Origin of the sequence: Salinimicrobium soli, from assembly GCF_048323655.1 — a bacterium.
GTDB lineage: Bacteria > Bacteroidota > Bacteroidia > Flavobacteriales > Flavobacteriaceae > Salinimicrobium > Salinimicrobium soli.
Map to the genome: position 1 here is coordinate 385,039 of NZ_JBLUWW010000003.1, position 23,995 is coordinate 409,033.

The following is a 23,995-nucleotide window of genomic DNA, read 5'->3' on the forward strand; positions in this document are numbered from 1 at the left end:
GTAAAAAAATTGCAAGTGATAGATTCCGCGAAAATAGAGTTACGCAACCTGAGTATTAAAGACTATAAAGAGCTGAAGATCTCCATGATGGAGAGCTACGGTTCTTTGGCCAACGAATATTGGAGCGAGCAGGAGATCAAAACCCTTATTAAGAAATTCCCCGAAGGCCAGTTCTGTATCATCATAGATGAGAAGATCGCAGGCTGTGCGCTGTCCATCATTGTTGACTACAACAAATATGATGACAACCATACCTATGAAAAGATCACGGGCGGGGAGAATTTTTCCACTCACACCAAGAATGGGGATGTGCTTTACGGTATTGATGTCTTTATTCACCCCGAGTACCGCGGAATGAGACTCGGCCGCAGGTTGTACGAGGCTCGTAAAGAATTGTGTGAACAGCTTAACCTCAAATCGATCATTTTTGGTGGCCGTATCCCGAATTATTCTGATTACGCTGAAGAACTTACTCCCAAACAATATATTGAAAAGGTCAAGATCAAGGAAATCCATGATCCGGTGCTTTCTTTTCAGCTGTCCAATGATTTCCACGTGAAGAAGGTGATCAAGGGCTACCTGGCAGGAGATCATGAAAGCAAGGAATTCGCCACTCTTATGGAGTGGAATAATATCTATTACACAAAGCCGGACAAGTTGATCCACACTCAAAAAACGGTAGTGAGACTTGGACTGGTGCAGTGGCAGATGCGTCTTTTTAAGAATTTTGATGCGCTGGTATCTCAGATCGAATTCTTCGTGGATGCAGTGAGTGATTACCAAAGTGATTTCATCCTTTTTCCGGAGTTGTTCAACGCGCCTCTAATGGCCGATTATAATCATTTGAACGAAGCTGAAGCAATACGATCCCTCGCTTCTTATACGGATAAACTACTGGAAACCTTTGTCGATTTCGCCATTACCTACAACATAAATATCATTACCGGTAGTATGCCGCAGATCATTGGCGAACATATGTACAACGTCGGATATTTGTGCCGAAGGGATGGTAGTTACGAGCGCTATGAAAAACTCCACATCACTCCTGCTGAAGGTTCAGCCTGGGGAATGAAAGGTGGTTCAAAACTGCAGACGATGGACACCGACTGCGGAAAAATTGGTGTACTCATCTGTTACGATGTGGAATTTCCGGAAGCCTCCAGGATACTGGCAGATGAAGGAATGAACATTCTTTTTGTGCCTTTCATGACCGATACACAGAACGGGTATTCCAGGGTGCGTTTATGCGCGCAGAGCCGGGCAGTAGAAAATGAATGTTATGTAGCTATAGCCGGATCTGTGGGGAATCTTCCGAAGGTTAATAACATGGATATTCAGTACGCGCAGAGTGCGGTATTTACGCCATCAGACTTTTCATTTCCGGTGAACGGAATTAAGGCGGAAGCTACTCCTAACACAGAGAGTACGTTACTGGTTGATGTGGACCTGGATCTTCTGAAAGAATTACATGCTTTTGGAAGTGTACGTAACCTTACTGATAGAAGGCTCGACCTGTATTCCCTTAAAAAGAAAAAGCCTTAGAGGTACTTCAAAAGTTTTTTTACCAGCTTTAATTTTCCGGAATAAGGAGCATACCGAATAGGAGGATCTATCCAGGTTCCGCGCTTGCTGATACTCTTTTTATGCGAGAAGGTGTCAAAAGAGTATTTGCCGTGATAAGCACCAAACCCACTGTTTCCCACTCCTCCAAAAGGCAGATTCTTATTGGCGATGTGAACCAGAACATCGTTTATGGCTCCGCCTCCAAAACTGTATTTTTGGAGGATCATTTCGGAAAATTTCTTTTCTTCGGAAAAAACATAGAGCGACAGCGGCTTCGGGAAATGATTGATCATTTTCTGAATGTCTTCTTCTGAATTATAGGAAAGCACCGGAAGTATAGGACCAAAGATCTCATCCTGCATAACCTCTGCTTCCAGTCCGGGTTCATCAAGAACTGTTGGAGCGATATAGAGGGATTCGGCATCAGTTTCACCGCCCGCAATGCAATTTTGACCTTTCAGAAGGTGCTCGAGCCTGTCGAAGTTCTTTCTGTTGACAATTCGGGCCAGGTCTGGTGAGCGTTGTGGATCTTCTCCAAAAGCGGCTGTAATTTCCCTTTTTAAAGCGGAATAGAACTCGGTTTTTATCGCGGCATCTACCAGAAGGTAGTCAGGCGCAATGCAGGTTTGTCCGGCGTTAATGAATTTTCCCCAAACTATTCTTTTAGCTGCCAGATCGATCTTTGCAGATCTGTGAACGATACACGGACTTTTTCCTCCCAATTCCAGGGTGGCCGGGGTTAAGTTGGGAGCAATCGCTTCCGATACTTTCCGGCCCACCGGCACACTTCCGGTAAAGAAAACGTAATCCCATTTCTCTTCCAGTAGCCGCTGAGATACTTCTACCTCGCCCTGCACCACACTTACCCATTCGGGTTCAAAAACTTCCGCAAAAATCTTTTCAACGATATCTGCTGTATAAGGAGAATATTCACTGGGCTTTAGCACTACCGTATTGCCGGCAGCAATAGCTCCAATAGCGGGAGAAACTTTCAGTTGAAAAGGATAATTCCAGGGGGCAAGGACGAGCACGCTTCCATAGGGTTCAGAATAAATATAATCTGAAGAAGGGAAATTGATCCAGCTGCTCTTCACCTTTTCAGGCTTTGCCCACTTTTCAAGATTTTTGATGATGTACTTTAATTCACTGATGATGAAGGAGGTTTCAGTGACCACGGTTTCAAATTCCGGCTTTTGAAAATCCTTACACAAAGCATCACAAATTTCGGCTTCCCTTGCCTCGATCACCTCTTTTAAAGCATTCAGTTTTTCTATTCTGATTTTAATATCCCTGGTGCCTCCCCCTTCAAAAAAGGTTTTTTGGAGTTGCATTAACTGAGGAATATTTTCTGCGGAAGGAGTAAAATTTTCTTTTTTCATGGATGCATTGCTATGAGAAGTCCCAAAATACAACATTCACGCCTAATGAGAAGCAAAATATTGATGTGTAGAAATGGCGTGAATAACCATCAGAACCTCAGATAATTATATTTTAACAGGTGTTCCTTCTAATTTTAAAGCAAGTTTTTGTTTTGGTATTAAAATAAAATATATTTTTACCCCCGTGAATTCAATACTTCAAATAATAAGACCGCTATTAAGGCGCCGGTTATACAACCGTCGCAGGTAAGGATAATTGTCCTTTCGTCGTAGTGTTTATTATTTGAGTTTACCATATTGAGTCATTTTTCCCACATAGTTTTAGTGTTTATTTTCAGGATCTCTCCTGAATATTCTTTTAGGCGCCGTATTGGCCTCCGTCGCACGTTTGTGCGCGCTTGATTTTCTGGAACTTAGGTGAGTCCGGTTCCCCCTTTAGAATCATTATTAATCTTTTTACTTAAAATTTTTAGCATATGAAAATTGTCATTGCTAACGAATCTCATGCAAAGTATGCGGAGATCATTTGTGACACGATGGAAGAATCGGCAAAGGTTCGCGGGACCGGTATTGCCCAAAGAAGCCCCGAGTACATCCTTAAAAAGATGTCTAATAGCAATGCTATCATTGCTTTAGACGGGGAAAAGTTCGCGGGTTTCTGTTACATCGAGATCTGGAGTCATGAGAAATTCGTAGCCAATTCGGGACTGATCGTGCATCCTGATTTTAGAAATCAGGGGCTTGCAAAGGACATCAAAAAAGCCATTTTTGAGCTGTCAAGGAAAAAATATCCAAACTCGAAGATCTTTGGGATCACTACAGGTCTTGCGGTGATGAAGATCAATTATGAGCTGGGATATCAACCGGTAACATTCTCTGAACTTACCGATGATGAGACCTTCTGGAGCGGTTGTCAAACCTGTAAGAACTTTGATATTCTTACCCGTACCGAGCGCAAGATGTGCCTGTGTACCGGCATGCTTTACGACCCTGCAAAAAAGAAACCTCTCGAAAAGAGAGAAAAGCTTAATGAAAAGGCTTTTAAGAGATTAAAGAGTATTAAACAAACACTTTTTTACAAGAAAGAGAAGGAAAAAGCGGTAAGCTAAATTCTTCCTGTAAAACAAAATTTTATAAAATGGAAAAAGTAGTAATAGCATATAGCGGTGGATTGGATACTTCCTACTGCGCCAAATATTTATCAAAAGAAGAGAATTTTGAAGTGCACGCCGTGAGCGTAAATACCGGAGGATTTTCTTCAGAAGAAATTGAAAAGATAGGGAGCAATGCCCAAAAAATAGGAGCGACCTCTTATACCAATATCGATGCGGTTTCTTCCTTTTACCAAAAGGTGGTGAAATATCTCATTTTTGGGAACGTATTGAAAAATGACACCTATCCCTTATCGGTGAGTGCCGAAAGGATCATTCAGGCGATCGAGATCGTGAACCATGCCAAGAAAATAGGTGCAAAATATATCGCGCACGGCAGCACCGGTGCCGGAAACGACCAGGTGAGATTTGATATGATATTTCAAACCCTTGCACCTGATATTGAGATCATAACCCCCATTCGAGACAAAAAACTCAGCAGACAGGAGGAGATAGAATACCTTAAGGCCAATGGCGTTGACATGAACTGGGAGAAGGCCAAATATTCGGTCAATAAAGGTCTGTGGGGAACCAGTGTGGGGGGAGCCGAAACGCTTACTTCAGAAAAGCCCCTGCCCGAAAGTGCTTACCCGTCACAACTTCAGGAACAGGAGCCTAAACAAATTAGTCTTGGCTTTACCAAAGGAGAGTTAACTGCAGTAAACGGCACGGCAAATTCCCCTGAGAAAAATATCGAGATCCTTGAAAACATCGCATCTAAGTTTGCCATTGGCCGAGATATACACGTGGGCGATACCATTATTGGGATCAAGGGAAGAGTCGGTTTTGAAGCCGCAGCCGCTCTTATTACCATAAAAGCGCACCATTTGCTGGAAAAACACACCCTGAGCAAATGGCAGCTGCAACATAAGGATTACGTAGCTAATTGGTATGGAATGCACCTGCATGAAGGTTTATATCTGGATCCTGTAATGCGGGATTTTGAAACCTTTTTACAAAGTTCCCAGGCGCAGGTGAGCGGCACGGTATTTTTAACCTTACACCCTTACAGGTTCGTACTTGACGGTATAGAATCTCAGTATGATCTAATGAATAGCGGCTTCGGAAAGTATGGAGAAGAGAACAATGCCTGGACAGCGAATGATGCCAAAGGATTCATTAAGATACTTTCAAATTCCGGAAAGATCTATCAACACGTAAAACAGGAATTATGATAGAAGCAGGAATTATAGGAGGCGCCGGCTATACGGCAGGGGAACTTATAAGAATTCTTCTAAGACACCCTGAAGTAAACCTGAATTTCATATACAGCACATCCCAGGCAGGGAAACCGGTTAGTTCGATCCACCAGGATCTAACAGGTGAAACAGACCTCATTTTTAGCGGGGAAATAAATCCGGAAGCAGATGTTGTCTTTTTGTGCCTGGGTCATGGAAATTCTGTGAAATTTTTGAATGATAATACTTTTTCAGATAAAACAAAGATCGTCGACCTGAGTACCGATTACAGGATAGCTGCTGAAAACCATTCCTTTGTTTACGGCTTACCGGAATTCAACAGGGAAAAGATCATCGATGCAAATTTTATTGCCAATCCGGGGTGTTTTGCCACAGCGATCAGTCTCGCAATTCTGCCGTTGGCAGCAAATGACCTGCTACAGGAAGATGTGCATATAAATGCGGTAACTGGCGCTACCGGCGCGGGAACCTCCCTGTCTGAAACTACACATTTTACATGGAGAGACAATAACTATTCATCCTACAAGGCTTTTGAACATCAGCATTTGGGAGAGATCAATCAGAGCGTGAAGAAATTACAGCCTGACTTTGGATCTACTCTGAATTTTATTCCAAACAGGGGGAATTTTTCAAGGGGAATTCATTGTACCGCTTATACTCATTTTGAGGGGAGCGTGGAAGAAGCCAAAGAAGTCTACCAAAAAGCCTACGAAGAGGCCGCTTTTACTTTTGTAACAGAGGGAGAAGTGCATTTAAAGCAGGTGGTAAACACCAATAAGTGTCTTATAAGATTGCAAAAGTTCGGAAACAACCTTCTTATCACAAGTGTACTTGATAACCTCTTAAAAGGAGCTTCTGGCCAGGCAGTACAGAATATGAACCTGATGTTTGGCTTTCCTGAAAACCAGGGCCTGCAGTTGAAAGCCAGTTATTTTTAAACGAAGATTATGGAATTATTTGATGTATATCCGCTTTATGATATTACCCCAGTAAAAGGGAAGGGAGCCTATGTGTATGATGAAAACAACACAGCATACCTTGACCTTTATGGTGGCCATGCGGTGATCTCTGTGGGACATGCGCATCCAAAATATGTAAAGGCCCTGGGAGAGCAGGTTGAAAAGTTGGGATTTTATTCCAACTCGGTTAAAAATCCTTTACAGGAAGAACTGGCTAAAAAGCTGGGTGACTTATCTGGATGCTCAGAATATAAACTGTTTTTGTGTAATTCAGGTGCTGAAGCTAATGAGAATGCTTTGAAGCTTGCGTCTTTCCACACAGGAAAAAGCCGGGTTATCTATTTCGAAAATGCTTTTCACGGAAGAACTTCAGGGGTAGTGGCAGTAACCGACAATGAATCGATCAAGGCACCTTTCAATCAACAGCATTCGGTGACAAAACTCGCTTTTGAAGATGTTGAAGTTCTTGAAAAAGAACTTCAAAAAGAGGATGTCGCAGCTGTTATTTTTGAGGTCATCCAGGGAGTAGGAGGGCTGGAAGAAGCTTCTTCGGAATTTATCCGGACAGTTTCAGATCTGTGCAAGAAACATGAAGCTTTATTGATAGCAGATGAAGTTCAGTGTGGTTATGGAAGGACAGGAGATTTTTTCGCTTTTCAGAAACACGGAATTAAACCTGATATAATTTCCGTAGCAAAAGGAATGGGCAATGGGTTTCCTGTTGGAGGGATCCTGGTGAGTCCTTCGATTCAGCCTAAACATGGATTTCTGGGAACCACCTTCGGAGGAAACCACCTGGCCTGTGCTGCCGGAATTGCAGTGCTGGATATTTTAAAAGATGAGAACCTGCTCGAAAATGCGGAAAAGTTGATTCAGTACGTAAAAGAAAGAGCTGCTGAAATTCCGCAGATAAAGAAATTGAAAGGCAGGGGCTTAATGATAGGTCTTGAATTTGATTTTGAGGTCGCTGCCTTAAGAAAGAAACTTCTTTTTGAACATAGGGTTTTTACGGGTGCTGCCTCTAATAAAAAATTATTGAGGATCCTGCCGCCACTGAATATTCAAAAAGAGCATTTTAATGAGTTCTTTGATGCTTTGAAAAAAGCCCTGAACAACTAATAGCATTAGAAAATGAAGAACTACACAAGTTTAGAAGATATTGAGAATTTAGAAGAGTTGATCCTTGAAGCCAGGGAACTAAAGAAGCAGAATTCCGCAGCTGAAATCGGAAAAGGAAAGACTTTGGGGATGCTGTTTTTTAACCCCAGCCTTCGTACCCGCTTAAGCACCGAAAAAGCCGCAAAATTGCTCGGAATGGAAGTGATGGTCATGAATGCTGACAAGGATGGATGGGCTCTTGAGTTTGAAGATGGGGCCGTAATGAATTCCAATAAGGCAGAGCACATCAAAGAAGCTGCGGCAGTGCTTTCTCAATATTGCGATATTATAGCTGTGAGGGCTTTTCCCGGACTGGTAGATCGTGAAAAAGATGAAGCTGATGTGGTATTGGCAGGTTTCAAAAAATATGCTACAGTTCCTGTCGTCAATCTGGAAAGCGCTACAGGTCATCCTTTACAGGCGCTTACCGACGCTATGACTATTTCTGAACTGAGAGGCGAGAAAAAGCCGAAGGTGGTTCTAACATGGGCACCTCATCCACGCGCGTTGCCACAGGCAGTGCCTAATTCATTTGTGGAAGTAATGCAAAAAATGGATGTGGACCTGGTGATCACAAATCCTGAAGGTTATGATCTTAATCTAGCAATTACTAAAAACACCCCGGTTGTTCACGATCAGGCAGTAGCTTTAAAAGACGCGGATTTTGTATATGTCAAGAACTGGAGCAGTTATGAGCAGTATGGAAAGATATTGAGTGAAGATCCGAGCTGGACATTTGATAATAAAAAACTGGGTCTTACCAATGAAGCAAAAGTAATGCACTGTCTTCCGGTAAGAAGGAATGTGGTTATTGCTGATGAGGTTTTAGACGGAAAAAATTCCGTGGTCATTCAACAGGCAGGCAACAGAACTTTTGCTGCCCAGGCTGTATTAAAGAGAATCCTGGAAAACAGTAAGAAATGAAAAAGACATTAAAGATTGTAAAAGTAGGAGGAAAGCTTATTGAAGATGAGAGTAAGTTGCAGGCTTTTCTTTCAGATTTCTCAAAGCTCGAAGGCCTGAAAATACTGGTTCACGGAGGAGGAAACATGGCTACGGAAATAGCCTCAAAGCTTGGCTATGAAACTAAAATGATCGATGGCCGAAGAATTACAGATGCCAATTCCTTAAAAGTGATCGTAATGACGTACGCCGGCCTTATCAATAAGCGCATAGTGGCAAAATTGCAGGCTCTGGATGTAAATTCTATAGGCTTATGCGGTGCCGACGGCAGGAGTATTATTTCTAAAAAAAGAGAAGTAAAGGAAATAGATTTTGGATATGTTGGAGACATTGAAGTGGTGAATTCAGATTTTATTTCTTCCATTTTGGAGCAGGGTATGGTGCCGGTATTTTCAGCTATTTCCTGTACAAGGGAAGGTGAACTGTTGAATACGAATGGCGATTCTGTAGCTGCGGAATTAGCAAAGTCACTAAGTGAAAACTACGATCCAGAACTTTATTACTGTTTTGAGAAAAAGGGGGTTTTGGCAAATTCTATGGATGAAAATTCGGTAATAAACACTCTAGATAAAAAGAAGTATCAGGATCTGCTGGATCAGAAAGCTATAACTGACGGTATGTTACCCAAGCTCCTTAATTGTTTTGAAGCCCTTGAAAATGGGGTGCAGAAGATCTTTTTAGGCGATGCCCGGGTAATAACTGAAAATGCAAACGCCACTGAAATCGTGAAGTAATGAAACTTAAAAATCTACAACAGGAAGCGATAGAATTACTGAAAGACCTTATCCAAACCCAATCTTTTTCGGGAGAGGAAGAAGGAACGGCAGGTCATTTAGAAAAGTGGTTTAAGAGCAGAAACATTCCTTTCGAACGCTACTTGAATAATGTGTGGGCGGTCAACAAGAACTTTGATCCTCTAAAACCTACCTTGCTTTTGAATTCTCATCATGATACGGTAAAACCTAATTCAGGATATACAAGAGATCCTTTTGAGGCCAGGGTCGAGAACGGGAAACTCTATGGGCTGGGAAGTAATGATGCCGGTGGCTGTCTGGTTTCACTTCTGGCAACATTCACCTGGTTCTATGTAGCTGAAGATCTGGAATACAATCTGCTTTTTGCAGGTACAGCCGAGGAGGAGATCAATGGCAAGAACGGAATTGCCTCTCTTTTACCTGTCATTTCGAAGATAGATGTCGCGATAGTGGGAGAGCCAACTTTAATGGATCTGGCGATCGCTGAAAAGGGACTGGTCGTTTTTGACGCGGTGGTTAAAGGTACGCCTTCGCATGCGGCGCATCCCAATAATAATAACGCCATTTATAAGACAGCGGATGTTTTGAAGTGGTTTGAGGAGTTTAAGTTTGAAAAGAAATCAGAAGTATTGGGAGAAGTAAAACTTACCGTAACTCAGATAAATGCCGGAAGTCAGCATAATGTAGTGCCGGGACAGGTAGAGCTTGTGATCGATGTGAGGGTAAATGACCAGTATTCCAATAAGGAGATCGAAGAGGTCCTGCAGAAAAATGCTCCGGTAGAAAGTATAACAGCCAGATCACTTCGGTTAAATTCTTCCTCCATCCCGTTGGATCATGAACTGGTGAAAGCAGGAGTGTCTCTGGGAATGAACACGTATGGTTCGCCAACCCTGTCTGACCAGGCCATGCTGAGTTGCCCATCCTTAAAACTGGGGCCCGGGGACTCCACCAGATCTCATTCCGCAGATGAATTCATCTTTGTGAGGGAAATAGAGGAGGGAATAGAGAAGTATATTAAGCTGTTGGAAAAGGCGGTAAAGAAATAAAATTTTAACAGATCTCACAGGTCTCGATGACCTGTGAGATCTAAATAGTATAAATATGAAACTCTGGGACAAAGGAATATCTATCGATCAAAAAATAGAAAAATTCACGGTTGGAAACGACAGGGAACTGGATATGCATCTGGCGAAGTATGATCTCATTGCCTCGGCTGCCCACGCAAAAATGCTTGGGAAAATCGGAATTCTTGACACCGAAGAAGTGAATGCTATACTTTCTGAACTTGAAAAACTTCAGCAGCAAGTGGAGTTTGGAAGCTTTCAAATCGAAAAGGATTTTGAAGATGTGCATTCAAAAATTGAATTTGAGCTAACCAGGGCATTGGGTGATACCGGTAAAAAGATACATACCGCACGATCCAGGAATGACCAGGTTTTGGTTGCCATGCAGTTGTACTTCAAGGAGAATCTGCAGGAAATTTCCGGAAAAACTTCCGAATTAATAGATATCCTTTTAGGGCTTGCTGAAAAACACCAGGATAACTTATTGCCGGGATACACTCACCTGCAGGTGGCAATGCCTTCTTCTTTCGGCTTATGGTTTTCAGCTTACGCCGAAATACTGATAGACGACCTGTATTTACTGGAAGCAGGTTTGAAGATCGTTGATCAGAATCCTTTGGGGTCGGCGGCAGGTTATGGATCATCATTTCCTATTGACAGAGAATTCACTACCAAAGAACTTGGATTCTCCACTTTAAAATACAATGTAGTAGCCGCTCAAATGAGCAGAGGTAAATGTGAGCGGACAGTGACCTCCAATATTGCTTCCCTGGCAAACACCCTGTCAAGATTTGCTATGGATATCTGCCTTTATATGAGTCAGAATTTTGACTTCATAAGCTTTCCCGACGAACTTACTACCGGTTCCAGTATCATGCCTCATAAGAAGAACCCGGATGTTTTTGAACTTGTCAGGGGAAAATGTAACAAGTTACAGGCGATCGCTAATGAAATGATACTTATCACTAACAATCTTCCAAGCGGATACCACAGAGATCTTCAGCTGATAAAAGAGAACAGTATTTACGCGGTTGAGAGCATGAAAGAGATCCTTGATGTATTTACATATTCTATTGGTCTCATAATCGTGAAGGATGTTGACCTGAAAGATGAAAAATACAAATACCTCTTTACCGTAGGCAGTATAAATGACCTGGTGGTGCAGGGAAGTTCTTTCAGGGACGCTTATAAACAAATAGGGGAACAGGTACAAAATGGCACCTATGAACCTACAGATCTAAAAAGCCACTCCCACATAGGAAGTAAGGACAATCTTGCTCTCGATAAGATCGCGGAAAAGAAAAAGAATCTGAGGTAATCAGTTTTATACATAAATTTAAAGGTCCGGAAGTATACCCTTCAAAAAGGGGATTTTTCCGGACCTTTTTCTTGACTGATCAATGATCAAGCGAGTACAGGACCTTCAGCTTCTGCCTCTGCTTCATTTTGGGTTTCCAAAGAAGGTTTTATATTCTGATTTATACAGAAGAGGTTCTTTGGATCATATTTGTTCTTGATTTGAACAAGACGGTCATAGTTCTTGCCATAGGTGGCTTTCACCCGGTCTTCACCCTCGTCCATCATAAAGTTAACATAGGCACCACCGGCTGAATATGGATGTAGCGCATCATAGTAATCCTTGGTCCATTTGGTGATCTTTTCTGCATTTGCAGGATCTGGATCCACACCAACGATTACCATAGACCAGGTTGCATCCCTGTAATTCCATGGGGTATCGCTATCATTTATACGTGCAGCCTGCCCATTGATGGGATAGAGGTGCATTGTAGAAAGCATGCTTGGAAGTTTTTCTGCAAACTCTTTGTGCTTTTCTATAGCCTCATCCGGAATTTCATTCACGAAATCTGCACGCCAGTACCATTGCATACCTTTTGGATATAATGGATCGAACATGGATTGCAAAGCTGGGAAGGGCAGTGGCCCAACCAGATCAAGAGCCGGTTTTTTGAAGTCCCGAACCGGTTTAAAAACTTCCTCTGCTTTTTCCTTCGGACCAGTGTAGTTCCATACAATTCCACACATCTTTTTCAGGTGCAGATGCTCGGGAAATGGATCTCCCGGAGGAACTGTCAAAAACGCGAAAAATCCGTAAAGATCATCCGGAGCGTATTTGATGAACTTCCTATACCATTTAAGTACTTCTTCAGTTTCACTTAATTCGTAGAGCATTGGCCCGCCAACTACTTCATCTACTTCATGTAGTTGGAAGGTGAATGCCGTAACTACTCCAAAATTTCCACCGCCGCCTCTTACGGCCCAGAAGAGATCTTTATTTTCAGTAGCATTGGCGGTAACAAAATTACCATCGGCCAACACCATGTCCACGGAAAGCAGATTGTCGATGCTGAGGCCATATTTCCTGGTAAGGTATCCCATACCACCTCCAAGGGTCAATCCTCCTACACCGGTGGTCGAAATAATACCACTGGGAGTGGCCATTCCAAAGGCATGAGCTGCATGATCAACTTCTCCCCAGGTGTTACCTCCACCCACAATAATAGTCTTGTTGTGCAGGTCTACCTTTGTATAGCGAATCATGGAAAGGTCTATCACCAGTCCATCGTCACAAACACCAAGACCTCCGGCATTATGGCCGCCTCCTCTAATAGAGAGCAACATTTTGTTCTCTCTGGCAAAGTTTACTGCCGAGATAACATCGGCAACATCGGCGCATTTCACGATCATTTTAGGTTTACGACTGATCATGGCATTGTACACCTTGCGCGACTCTTCATAATCCTTTTCACCCGGTTGAATTATACTTCCTCTTAGACCGGCACGGAATTCCTTCATTGCATTTTCATCTATCATAACATGAAATTTATTGTTTAATGGGAATAAAACTGTGGTAACATTTCCGGATAAACAACCGGCATTACAATCAAAATATATTGGGAGGGCTTACCAGAAGTTCCGGAAGGAACTATAGATCTTCGAATTAAGAATTCGATCAAGCGCAACACTCTTTTGGAGAGGAACTTAAAGGTACGAAATAATATAATGGTATGGGAATGAATATTTTAGGAAGAAAAACAAGCGTTCCAAATTGGATCCTGTGGAGGAGGTGCAAGTATTTTTGATTTTTTTTTCTTCCGCGATGGTTTTATTGCAAGGTACAATTGCAAAAATTTATGTATCGGGAAATTTCACCTACCGGAAGACCAGGGGAATTGAATACTTTACCCGCACAATTTCTCCGTCTCTTTCACCGGGCTTCCATGCCGGCATTTTGGCTACAACATTGTAAGCTGATAAATTAAGAGCAAAAGAAGAAGTTTCTTCGATACGGACATCTGTAATGGAACCGTCAATATCAATAACAAAGCCCACCACAACTTTACCTCCTGCAACACCATTGGGTTTTTTTGCATTCGCTTTTATATAATTTTCAAGACCACTTTTTCCTCCCGGAAACCTCGGATGCACTTCCATTGGATACCAGGTAATTGCTTTACCTGTGCTATCCCAAACCTTCTTTTCTTTTAATTTTCCCTTTTTATATAAGTCTTTTCTCTTCAATTGTCCGTTTTCCCAGTAGGAAATCAAATAGCCATGTAACTTACCTTTAACATACTCACTTTCTGTCCAAAGGCTACCATCTTCCTTCCACAAAGTTTTCTTTCCTTCCAGGACCTCTTCTTTGAAACTGCTAAAATATTCTTCCTTTTTTATTTGTCCCGAAATCCAGTATAACCGGTTATATCCTGCATCAGCGTTTTCTGCTGATCTCTCTTTTATCGAATAAAATATTGCAGTTGATTTATCCAGAGTTTCCTTGTAGTGTCTATCAATAAAGATCGTATCCTGGGAAAACAGATATGTGCTGGAAATAAGTAAATAGAAGAAGAGAAGTTTTTTCATAAGAGGAAATGTTTCGAAAAATAACACATTTTTCAGGAAATGTTCACAGGCATGCATCCCACAAAGGATCCTTTGGAGGAGGTGCAACTATTTCCAGTTTTTCCTTTTTCACCGGATGGATAAAAGAAAGTCTACGGGCGTGGAGGTGAATACTTCCGTCCTTGTTACTTCGGTCAAAACCATATTTTAGGTCGCCTTTTATAGGACAGCCAATTGCAGACAACTGGCTTCTTATCTGGTGATGCCGGCCGGTTTGCAGATCGATCTCCATGAGAAAGTAGTTGTTGAGATTCTTTAGAAGACGATACTCCAAAATGGCTTTTTTGGAGTCGGGTACTTCGTTGATGTGGGCGTAAGATTTGTTTTGCTTCGGATTCCTTTTCATGAAATGAACAAGCGTGTCCTGCTTTTTTGGAGGGGCGTTTTTAACGATCGCCCAATATGTCTTTTTTGCGTCCTTGTCCTTGAAAAGTTTGTTCAGACGTGGAAGCGCTTTAGAGGTCCTTGCAAAAACGACGATTCCGCTTGTTGGCCGGTCAAGCCTATGCACCACTCCCAAATAAACATTCCCCGGTTTATCGTATTTGATCTTAATGTATTCCTTCACCACCTCACTTAAAGGAGTGTCCCCTGTCTTGTCGCCCTGCACAATATCTCCCGGTCGCTTATTGACAATGATAAGGTGATTGTCTTCATACAATACCTGCAGGTTCTGCGGAGTGGAAAGGGTCTTATCTTCCAAAAATGGGATTTTTAGGAGGTTTTTGGCGAGTAGCCAATGAAAGGGTTATTCTCAATTTCCAAAGATCCTAAGCTAATCAACAAATCTTTGCGAGAGTCGTCATCGATCAGTTCGGTATTGATGCTCAGCTTTTCTTCGGAAGTAAAAAGTTTGATCTTTCCCGGGAATGACTGGATTCTTTCGATCTTGTCGAGTTGAAGTGATTTTTTTCTAAGAGTATTTTTTGTCAGGATTCCGTTATCAATATTTAGATACTGAAAGTGACTTTCATAGAAATAGGCACCTACTGCAAAAAGCCCGCAGAAGACCTGAAGGTAGTCTATCCATGGAGTATTAGGTTGGCCAAGTAGCTGAAGGAAACCAAGTACAGCAAACATTCCTCCCAAAAAAAGATGGGAATAAAGTCGCTTTTTTGAATATTTTATTTTCATCAAAAACTTCTAAGCTCTAACTTCTATATTCTAACTTTAATACTGTTCCTCGTCTGAAGGGAAGTCTTTATTCTTCACGTCATCCCGATACTGCTCGAAAGCTTTGGTCATTTCAGAATACAGGTCCAGGTATCTTCTCAAGAACCGCGGATTGAATTCGTGGGTCATCCCGATCATGTCATGTACTACCAAAACCTGACCGTCCACCCCGTTTCCGGCGCCAATCCCAATCACCGGAATGGTAAGACTGGCAGCAACTACTCTGGCCAATTTTGCAGGCACCTTTTCCAGTACAATGGCAAAACACCCTGCTTTCTCAAGCATTAAAGCATCGGTCTTCAACTTTTCAGCTTCGGCTTCTTCCTTGGCACGAACCGTATAGGTTCCGAATTTATAGATGGACTGCGGAGTTAATCCGAGGTGGCCCATTACTGGAATTCCGGCGTTCAAAATACGTTTTACAGAATCTTTTATTTCCTTACCGCCTTCCAGTTTCACGGCATGTCCGCCGCTTTCTTTCATGATCCTGATGGCTGATCTCAAAGCTTCTTTCGGGTCACTTTGATAACTTCCGAAGGGAAGGTCAACAACTACGAGAGCCCTCTCCACGGCGCGCACTACGCTGGCCGCGTGATAGATCATCTGGTCAAGGGTGATAGGAAGTGTAGTTTCGTGACCTGCCATTACGTTACTGGCAGAATCCCCTACGAGGATCACATCTATGCCCGCACCATCAATGATCTTAGCCATTGAGTAATCATAGGCAGTAAGCATGGAGATCTTTTCTCCCTGAGACTTCATCTCCACCAACGATTTAGTGGTGATCCTTTTATATTCTTTCTTCGCGACTGACATGTAGGATTTTTTAAGATTCCGGTAAAAGTACTAAATTCGGCTTCTACATTCAAAACAATCCAAAAATGTTAAAAAGATTATCCTTTCTGTTTTTACTCAATTTTTGTTTTTCAGCTCCTGTTTTAGCTCAACAATCTTCTGAAGAAATGCAGGTGAAGAAAACTATTGAAACCTTTTTTGAAGGTTTTCATGCCAGGGATTCCATAGTGATGAAGTCTGTCTTAGCTGATGATGTGGTGGTTCAAACAATAGGAAAAGCGAAAACCGGAGAGATAAAATTACATCATGAGGATATTCATAAAGTGTTGAAAGGAATCGTGTCAATTCCGCTGGAGACATCTTTTGAGGAAGTGCTCCACGGATATGATATTAAGGTTGACGGACAAATGGCGAACGCCTGGACACCTTATTCTTTATATATCAACTCTGCTTTTAGTCACTGCGGGGTAAATAACTTTCAGCTCTTTAAAGATAACGGGAAATGGAAGATCATCTACCTTATCGATACCAGAAGAAAAGAAGGTTGTGAGGATATAGCTAAGAAGTAAAAACTTTCTTCCGAAGATCAAAAAAGCCCTTCCAAAAAGGGCTTTTTTTAATGCTCTTATTATTGCATCTGCCAATGAATTATGGTTTAAGAACCACTCTGAATCGCGCTTTGTTGTTGATCATTCTGTCATAAGCTTCATTGACCTTGTCAAGAGGAAATTCTTCTATCATAGGAACTGTGCCGGTAAGAGCACTGAAATGTAAGGTGTCTTCAGAATCTTTAGCGGTACCACTAGGCCAGCCCGAAAGTGATTTTCTGCCCATTAGGAGTTGCATTGGTGATACTTCTATAGGCTCTCCTGTTGCGGCTACCATGAGAAGTTTACCGTCAATTCCCAATCCATCAACTACTGCTGTGATCGCACTGCTTACGGGTGCAGTTGCGAGGATGAGCCTTGCACCACCCAATTTTTGAAGGGCTTTGGCAGGATCTTCTTTTTCGGTATTGATGAAGTGTTGGGCGCCCAATTTTTCGGCAAGATCTTTCTTGCTATCACTGTGAGAAATTGCTACTGTACGCATCCCCATTTTTACTGCATATTGTATTGCAAGGTGGCCGAGACCTCCAATTCCCTGAACTGCCACCAGGTCACCCGGTTTTATTCCTGAATTCCGCAATGCATTATAGACTGTAATTCCGGCGCAGAGAAGGGGAGCAGCTTCTGCTGAAGAAAGTTCCTCGGGAACTGCGGCAATGGCTTCTTGTGGCGCTGTCATATATTCAGCGTAACCACCGTCATAAGAAATCCCGCTTACCTGCGCATTCACACAGTTGATGAAATCTCCTCTTCTGCAGGGATCGCACTCAAAACAATGTCCGCCATGCCAGCCCACGCCCACGCGCTGACCTTTCTCCCACATCTTTACATCTTCACCAACTTCTTCAATAATACCAACTACTTCATGTCCCGGTACACGCGGATATTCGATTCCCGGAAAGGCGCCTTCTTTTACAAAGGCGTCACTGTGACAAATGCCACAGGCTTCCACTTTAATAAGGACTTCTTTTTTACCGGGTTTGGGTTTATCGAGTTCAACTATGACAAAATCTCCTCCTTTTTCCTGTACCTGTGCTGCTTTCATAAATGTAGTTTTTTATGAAGCAGAAGATATTGAAATTTAAAGGGGGAGAGTTATAATACTGAGTTAAAGGCAGGTAGGAAAGGGAGTACTAACCACCCCGTCTTCGCCTGCGGCGGATCCACTCCTCCTTGGGAAGGAGGGGGACCTTTTTGAGATATTTTACACAGGAGTCCTCCATCATTGGAGGCATCTGTTTCTAAAATTGCGGTTCACCTTTTCTGGGACAGAAAAATGCACTGTTCTTACTGCACATTAGTTTCAACACCTGCCGCCAGGCAGAGGAGACGTGTGCGACTTCATAGTGTCCCCTCCTTCTAAAGGAGGGGTGCCCAAAGGGTGGGGTGGTTAACAGTCACTCAAACTCACCCTCACTGCAAGTCCGCCTTCTGAGGTTTCCTTGTACTTGGAGTTCATGTCTTTGGCAGTTTCCCACATGGTTTCGATAACCTTATCAAGTGGGACCTTGGCATGAATTGAGTCGGCGTCAAGGGCCATTTCGGCTGCATTAATAGCTTTGATCGCACCCATCGAATTTCGCTCGATACAAGGGATTTGAACAAGTCCGGCAATAGGATCACAGGTGAGTCCGAGGTGATGTTCCATGGCAATCTCCGCGGCCATCATCACCTGTTCGGGAGTACCTCCCATAACTTCGGCCAAAGCACCTGCAGCCATTGAGGAAGAAACCCCGATCTCTGCCTGACAGCCACCCATAGCAGCTGAAATCGTAGCACCTTTTTTGAAAAGGCTGCCAATTTCTCCGGCCACCAAGAGGAATTGTTTTATTTTTTCGAATCCGGCGTCGTGATTTTCGATCGTGAGGTAATACATAAGCACCGCGGGAATAACCCCGGCGCTACCATTTGTGGGTGCAGTGACAACTCTTCCCAAAGAGGCATTTACTTCATTCACTCCGAGCGCAAAGCAGCTCACCCACTTTAGAATAGAACGGAATTTAACTTCCGTTTTTCGAATTACTTCGATCCATTCTTCCGGAGTATTGTATTTAAAATCTCCAATGAGTTTTTTGTGAGAGTCAGGAGCCCTGCGGCGCACATTGAGTCCTCCGGGAAGGGTACCTTCGGTATGACAGCCAAGGTACATGGATTCCAACATGACATTCCATACAGCTGTAAGTCCGGCGTCTATTTCTACTTCAGAGCGAAGGGATTTCTCGTTTTCATAGACAATCTCAGAGATCTTCTTATTCTCCTGTTTGCAGAATCTGGCAAGGTCAGTGCCCTTGACAATTGGGAAAGGGAATTCCTTAAATTTTTCAAGCTGTCTTTTTGCCCTTTTTCGCTCCTCTTTTACCACAAATCCACCGCCAATAGAATAAAAGGTAGAAGAGGTGGTTTTGCCGGTAGAAAGTCGTGCAGTAAATTTCATTCCGTTAGGGTGGAATGGCAAGAACTTCTTATTAAAGACTAAATCGTTTTCGAAATCAAAATCAATAGAACGCTCGCCATTAAGATTCAAACGGTGAAAAGTTTTGATGTTGTTGATCTCGGGATCAATATTCTCTACAGGAATGGTGACAGGATCATAGCCTAAAAGTCCAAGGAGAGAAGCAAGATCTGTAGCGTGCCCTTTTCCGGTAAGGGAAAGGGAGCCATATAGATTAATGGTCACGCCTTCTACGAGGTCGAACTTATTGGATTCCTTCAGTTCTTTTATCCATCGTTCACCGGCACGCCAGGGGCCAAGGGTGTGGGAACTGGAGGGGCCCACTCCAATTTTTAGCATGTCAAAAACGCTGATACTTTCCATTCCTATTATTTAGCCGGCAAATGTAAATATTCGAAAACAGAAAGCGAAATTAAAAAGAACGGGTTATTGCGAATTCGAAATGTGTTTATTTACTGCCTAAAATGTCAATTTTCTTAATTGAAGGTTGAGTTTTTAAGAGTGTGTCTGCATTGGCCATGAGATGAGAGGCTATTTCACCATTCAGATGTGCTTCCCTGCCGTCATCTTGATTAAAAGTGTCAAAAATGCCGAAGGTGTTGCTGTCAATTTTAAAGGCAAACCAGTCAACTGTCTTGTCTTCTTTTTTGGCTAGATCTACTGCACTTTTTAGAAAATCCTCTACATCTTTTTCTTTTCCTTCCTTCGCTTGAACTGTTGCGAGTAATCCTTTGGTTACCATAATCTCTAATTTTTAAATAGTGAAACTTTCAGCTTTTCGAAGGGCATTATAAAATACAAAATAATACGGTTTTGAATTTCAATTTCCTGTTAAACCTTTAGGTGGTCATAATAGAGATAAATTTAGAAGGTTTGGGATTATGACATCCTGTCATATAATTTCCGGTGGCATAATGATTGACTTTAAGTGGTTGATTAAAAATTTTGGAAACAACAAATAACAACCTATAGAATTATGAGTAAAATTATTGGAATCGACTTAGGTACTACCAACTCGTGCGTTGCCGTAATGGAAGGGAACGAGCCAACGGTAATTCCTAATGCCGAAGGAAAACGAACTACTCCTTCTGTAATTGCTTTTGTAGAAGGAGGTGAAATAAAAGTAGGAGATCCTGCAAAGCGTCAGGCTGTAACTAACCCTGAGAAAACCATTTCTTCCATTAAAAGATTTATGGGGAACAAATATTCGGAGTCTTCTAGAGAGGCGGGAAGAGTTCCTTACAAAGTGGTAAAAGGAGATAATGACACTCCACGTGTTCAGGTAGACGGTCGTATGTATACTCCACAAGAACTTTCAGCAATGATCCTTCAAAAAATGAAGAAAACAGCTGAAGATTATCTTGGACAGGATGTAAATGAAGCGGTTATTACCGTTCCTGCTTATTTTAATGACTCTCAGCGCCAGGCTACAAAAGAAGCCGGGGAAATTGCTGGTCTAAAAGTGAGACGTATCATCAACGAGCCAACTGCAGCTGCACTGGCCTACGGACTTGATAAAAAATCTCAGGACCAGAAGATTGCTGTTTATGACCTTGGTGGTGGTACATTCGATATCTCTATCCTTGAATTGGGAGACGGAGTATTTGAAGTATTGTCTACTAACGGAGACACTCACCTTGGTGGTGATGATTTTGATGAGGTGATCATTGACTGGTTGGCCGATACCTTCCAAAAAGCAGAAGATATTGACTTGAGAAAAGACCCAATGGCACTTCAACGTTTGAAAGAAGCTGCGGAAAAAGCGAAGATCGAGCTTTCGTCTTCTTCTCAAACTGAGATCAACCTGCCATATGTAACTGCTACTGCAAGCGGACCAAAGCACCTTGTTGAAACTCTTACAAGATCAAAATTCGAGCAACTTGCAGATACTCTGGTGAAGCGTTCAATGGATCCTGTTCAAAAAGCGCTTAGCGATGCAGGACTTTCAAAAAGTGATATTGACGAGGTAATTCTTGTGGGTGGATCAACCCGTATCCCTAAGATCCAGGAAGAGGTTGAGAAATTCTTCGGAAAAAAACCATCTAAAGGGGTTAACCCGGATGAGGTAGTAGCAATTGGTGCTGCGATCCAGGGTGGTGTATTGACCGGTGATGTAAAAGATGTATTGCTTCTTGACGTAACTCCGCTTTCTCTTGGTATTGAGACTATGGGAGGTGTAATGACTAAATTGATCGAGTCCAACACTACTATTCCTACCAAGAAATCACAGGTATTCTCTACTGCGGCCGATAATCAGCCTTCTGTTGAGATCCACGTGTTACAGGGAGAGCGTCCAATGGCGGCAGATAACAAGACAATTGGTAGATTCCACTTAGATGGAATTCCACCAGCGCCAAGAGGAACCCCTCAAATTGAAGTAACCTTTGATATTGATGCCAACGGTATCATCAAAGTAAGCGCAACCGATAAAGCTACCGGTAAATCTCAGGACATTCGTATCGAGGCATCTTCAGGACTTACTGAAGAAGAAATCGAAAAAATGAAGAGAGAAGCTGAAGCAAATGCGGAAAGCGATAAGAAAGCCAAAGAAAAAGTAGATAAGCTGAACGAAGCTGATGCTATGATCTTCCAGACTGAAAAACAGCTGAAAGAATTTGGAGATAAACTTTCTGATGACAAGAAGAAGCCAATCGAAGACGCTTTGGAAGAGTTGAAGAAAGCTTACGAGACTAAAGAAGTAGAAACTATTCAGCCTGCATTAGACAAGATCAATGAGGCATGGAAAGTAGCTTCCGAAGAAATGTACAAAGCTCAAGCCGAAGCTCAGGGTGGTGCACAACAAGGTGCAACCGGAGCCCAGGGAGGACCTGCCGGAGGAGAAGCCGGAGGTGACTCTAAGCAAGGTGATGATGTAGAAGACGTAGACTTCGAAGAAGTAAAATAAGCAGAGAACAGGTTTTGCTATAGCAAAACCTTGTGAATCGCTTATCCCGACGTAAGGAGGGATCTGCTTCAAATAAATTTAAAAGCGCTGCTCCCGGTTATTCGGGGGCAGCGTTTTTTTTTATCAAAAAAATAAAGAGATTGCTATAACCGCAAAAGGGCAGCTGAGATCTTACGAAAAAAGCAAGGGCTTGGGTTCTTTTCTGAAATTTTCTTTGTTGTTTTTTTATTTTATCTTCAGCAACTGTAAATCCAAAAAATAACAACATGAAGAAAATTACCTGGGCAGTTTTCATTGTCCTCTTGTCATTTAATTCTATAAAAGCACAGGATGATCCTTTGGCGCCTGTGACCGGGACTGTGGCGGTAACTAATGTTACAATTATTCCGCAGCCGGGAAAGATCATTGAAAATGGAACCGTGCTGGTGAGGGACGGTATCATTGAAGCTGTGGGAAAAAATGTTTCGGTGCCGGCGGGAGCCCGTGTCGTTAAAGCAGATAGCCTGTATCTTTATCCGGGATTTATCCTTGGCTTGTCTCATTCCGGAATAAAAATGCCGGAGAAGAAGGATACCCCCAAGGTTAAGGATCCGGGTAATCCTCCCAATGATTTTGCAGGAATTACTCCCGAAAGAAAAGTTTACCAGTTTTTTGACGCCAAAGACAATTCTATTGAGAGCTGGCGTGATGTAGGATTTACTATTGCTCAAACCGCTCCTAAAGGAGGAATGCTTCCGGGAACAGCGTCTGTGATCTTATTGAAAGAAAACAATAAAAATGGCTCTGTCTTGAAATCGGGGACGGGTCTTTTAGCCACCTTTGATGGAGCGCAAAGAATGTATCCTGCAACCATCCTGGGTGTCATGGCAGAATACCGACAGCTTTTCAGGAGAGCAGAGCAGGCTCAGGAATACAGCGCATCTTATGATAAAGATCCCTCAGGAAGGCAGAGACCGGTACATGACGTTGTTCTGGAAGCCTTTTACCCGGTGATAGAAGAAAAGATCCCGGTTCTGTTCAAGGCAGAGGATATTCTGGAAGCTCAAAGAGCTATGTTACTGAAGAAAGACCTGGATTTCGAACTTGTACTTACCGAACTGAAAGAAGGCTGGGATCTTATGGACGACATAAAATCTTCGGGTGCTGCTGTACAATTCAGTCTGGACCTTCCGGAGTGGAAAGAAACCAAAAAAGATTCCGCAGCAACTAAAGAAGCTTCCGAAGAAAAGAAAATGCTCGAGTCCAGAAGAGAGAATTTCATGAAGAAATACTACGGACAAATGGGCCAATTTGCCGCCGCCGGAATTCCATTCGCTTTTTCTGGCCTGGAGGTAAAACCGGGAGATGTTCAAAAAAATCTGCAGAAAATGGTGGAGCAAGGCTTATCTGAGGATGCAGCCCTGGCAGCACTTACCACCACCCCGGCATCTATGTTGGGATTGGAAAGGACTGCAGGAACTGTTGAGACAGGAAAAATGGCCAACCTTATTATTTCTAACAAGCCCTATTTTTCAAAAGATGCGAAGATAAAATACATTATGGTAGAAGGAGTGTTGTTTGAGAAGGACCTCAAAGCGGCCAAAAAAGCAGATGCCTCTACGATCGAACTTGTGGCAGGAGAATGGACTTATGAGTCTACTACTCCGGGCGGACCAATGACCGGAACGCTGATCCTGAAAAAGGAGGACAACGGTGAACTTTCCGGAACCATTTCGAATACCCTTACTTCCGAAGAAAGCGTTTTAAATGATCTATTGGTGACAAAAGACAGGATCACTTTCAATTTCAATGTGGTTTTTCAGGGTCAGGCATTGACAGTAGAGGCAAGCCTTACAGTAAAGGGTGATTCTTTTGAAGGTTCCCTAAACGGAGGAGGAGAAAGTTTTCCTATAGAAGGATTCAAGGTTCCGCAATTAAGGAGTAAATCAAAAACATTATAATTTCAAT

21 protein-coding genes are annotated in these 23,995 nt (G+C 42.6%); 12 read left to right on the top strand and 9 right to left on the bottom strand.

The window, feature by feature from the left end:
• The first annotated feature begins 15 nt into the window (after positions 1-15).
• Positions 16-1,542: a bifunctional GNAT family N-acetyltransferase/carbon-nitrogen hydrolase family protein gene (locus ACNORC_RS11180; protein ID WP_418335726.1), complete on the top strand. Its 1,527-nt coding sequence runs from the start codon at positions 16-18 to the stop codon at positions 1,540-1,542.
• Here ACNORC_RS11180 and ACNORC_RS11185 read toward each other — a convergent pair.
• Entirely contained in the window at positions 1,539-2,942 is a 1,404-nt protein-coding gene (locus ACNORC_RS11185) for an aldehyde dehydrogenase (protein ID WP_418335727.1), read from the bottom strand. The two genes, ACNORC_RS11180 and ACNORC_RS11185, sit on opposite strands and share 4 nt — an antisense overlap.
• 476 nt (positions 2,943-3,418) lie before the next feature.
• On the opposite strand from ACNORC_RS11185, the gene ACNORC_RS11190 reads away from it, so the two are divergent.
• Genes ACNORC_RS11190 through argH form a run of 8 tightly spaced genes read left to right on the top strand, consistent with a single transcriptional unit; the run spans position 3,419 to position 11,512 of the window.
• Positions 3,419-4,051, top strand: a complete 633-nt coding sequence (locus tag ACNORC_RS11190) for a GNAT family N-acetyltransferase (RefSeq protein WP_418335728.1) — start codon at positions 3,419-3,421, stop codon at positions 4,049-4,051.
• A 29-nt stretch (positions 4,052-4,080) separates the two neighbouring features.
• Positions 4,081-5,268, top strand: a complete 1,188-nt coding sequence (locus tag ACNORC_RS11195) for an argininosuccinate synthase (RefSeq protein WP_418335729.1) — start codon at positions 4,081-4,083, stop codon at positions 5,266-5,268.
• On the top strand, positions 5,265-6,230 hold the full coding sequence (argC, locus tag ACNORC_RS11200) for an N-acetyl-gamma-glutamyl-phosphate reductase (RefSeq protein WP_418335730.1): 966 nt from the start codon (positions 5,265-5,267) through the stop codon (positions 6,228-6,230). The genes ACNORC_RS11195 and argC overlap by 4 nt, the downstream gene beginning before the upstream one ends.
• Positions 6,231-6,239: 9 nt before the next feature.
• A complete protein-coding gene (locus ACNORC_RS11205; RefSeq protein WP_418335731.1) occupies positions 6,240-7,370 on the top strand; it encodes an aspartate aminotransferase family protein in 1,131 nt (376 codons plus the stop codon).
• A gap of 12 nt (positions 7,371-7,382) precedes the next feature.
• Positions 7,383-8,333 (top strand): N-acetylornithine carbamoyltransferase, encoded by a 951-nt coding sequence (locus ACNORC_RS11210; protein ID WP_418335732.1) that lies wholly within the window; start codon positions 7,383-7,385, stop codon positions 8,331-8,333.
• Positions 8,330-9,106 (top strand): acetylglutamate kinase, encoded by a 777-nt coding sequence (argB, locus tag ACNORC_RS11215; protein WP_418335733.1) that lies wholly within the window; start codon positions 8,330-8,332, stop codon positions 9,104-9,106. The genes ACNORC_RS11210 and argB overlap by 4 nt, the downstream gene beginning before the upstream one ends.
• Positions 9,106-10,176 carry a M20 family metallo-hydrolase gene (locus ACNORC_RS11220; protein ID WP_418335734.1) on the top strand — a complete coding sequence of 357 codons (1,071 nt, stop codon included), beginning with the start codon at positions 9,106-9,108 and terminating at the stop codon, positions 10,174-10,176. The genes argB and ACNORC_RS11220 overlap by 1 nt, the downstream gene beginning before the upstream one ends.
• A 55-nt stretch (positions 10,177-10,231) precedes the next feature.
• Positions 10,232-11,512 (top strand): argininosuccinate lyase, encoded by a 1,281-nt coding sequence (gene argH, locus ACNORC_RS11225; protein WP_418335735.1) that lies wholly within the window; start codon positions 10,232-10,234, stop codon positions 11,510-11,512.
• A gap of 86 nt (positions 11,513-11,598) precedes the next feature.
• Here argH and ACNORC_RS11230 read toward each other — a convergent pair whose 3' ends face one another.
• The 5 genes from ACNORC_RS11230 to panB all read right to left on the bottom strand — a co-directional run bounded on the left by ACNORC_RS11230 (position 11,599) and on the right by panB (position 16,104).
• A complete protein-coding gene (locus tag ACNORC_RS11230; RefSeq protein WP_418335736.1) occupies positions 11,599-13,026 on the bottom strand; it encodes an FAD-binding oxidoreductase in 1,428 nt (475 codons plus the stop codon).
• Positions 13,027-13,365: 339 nt separating this feature from the next.
• On the bottom strand, positions 13,366-14,076 hold the full coding sequence (locus ACNORC_RS11235) for an energy transducer TonB (protein ID WP_418335737.1): 711 nt from the start codon (positions 14,074-14,076) through the stop codon (positions 13,366-13,368).
• Between the two features lie 43 nt (positions 14,077-14,119).
• The gene (locus ACNORC_RS11240; RefSeq protein ID WP_418335738.1) at positions 14,120-14,818 is read right to left on the bottom strand and encodes an RluA family pseudouridine synthase; all 699 of its coding nucleotides are present in this window, start codon (positions 14,816-14,818) and stop codon (positions 14,120-14,122) included.
• A gap of 11 nt (positions 14,819-14,829) precedes the next feature.
• A complete protein-coding gene (locus ACNORC_RS11245; RefSeq protein WP_418335739.1) occupies positions 14,830-15,249 on the bottom strand; it encodes a hypothetical protein in 420 nt (139 codons plus the stop codon).
• 36 nt (positions 15,250-15,285) lie between these two features.
• Complete coding sequence (gene panB, locus ACNORC_RS11250) at positions 15,286-16,104, bottom strand: 3-methyl-2-oxobutanoate hydroxymethyltransferase (protein WP_418335740.1); 819 nt, start codon at positions 16,102-16,104, stop codon at positions 15,286-15,288.
• Positions 16,105-16,169: 65 nt separating this feature from the next.
• Between panB and ACNORC_RS11255 the strand changes: the two genes are divergently transcribed.
• On the top strand, positions 16,170-16,652 hold the full coding sequence (locus ACNORC_RS11255; RefSeq protein WP_418335741.1) for a Cif family virulence factor: 483 nt from the start codon (positions 16,170-16,172) through the stop codon (positions 16,650-16,652).
• A 79-nt stretch (positions 16,653-16,731) separates the two neighbouring features.
• Here ACNORC_RS11255 and ACNORC_RS11260 read toward each other — a convergent pair whose 3' ends face one another.
• From ACNORC_RS11260 to ACNORC_RS11270, 3 genes are all read right to left on the bottom strand, one after another.
• Positions 16,732-17,736 carry an alcohol dehydrogenase gene (locus ACNORC_RS11260; RefSeq protein ID WP_418335742.1) on the bottom strand — a complete coding sequence of 335 codons (1,005 nt, stop codon included), beginning with the start codon at positions 17,734-17,736 and terminating at the stop codon, positions 16,732-16,734.
• A 345-nt stretch (positions 17,737-18,081) separates the two neighbouring features.
• Positions 18,082-19,506 (bottom strand): L-serine ammonia-lyase, encoded by a 1,425-nt coding sequence (locus ACNORC_RS11265; protein WP_418335743.1) that lies wholly within the window; start codon positions 19,504-19,506, stop codon positions 18,082-18,084.
• A gap of 85 nt (positions 19,507-19,591) precedes the next feature.
• The gene (locus ACNORC_RS11270; protein ID WP_418335744.1) at positions 19,592-19,885 is read right to left on the bottom strand and encodes a putative quinol monooxygenase; all 294 of its coding nucleotides are present in this window, start codon (positions 19,883-19,885) and stop codon (positions 19,592-19,594) included.
• Positions 19,886-20,119: 234 nt separating this feature from the next.
• Between ACNORC_RS11270 and dnaK the strand changes: the two genes are divergently transcribed.
• Both dnaK and ACNORC_RS11280 read left to right on the top strand, forming a co-directional pair.
• On the top strand, positions 20,120-22,048 hold the full coding sequence (dnaK, locus tag ACNORC_RS11275) for a molecular chaperone DnaK (protein WP_418335745.1): 1,929 nt from the start codon (positions 20,120-20,122) through the stop codon (positions 22,046-22,048).
• Positions 22,049-22,314: 266 nt separating this feature from the next.
• A complete protein-coding gene (locus ACNORC_RS11280) occupies positions 22,315-23,988 on the top strand; it encodes an amidohydrolase family protein (RefSeq protein ID WP_418335746.1) in 1,674 nt (557 codons plus the stop codon).
• The last annotated feature ends 7 nt before the right edge of the window (positions 23,989-23,995 follow it).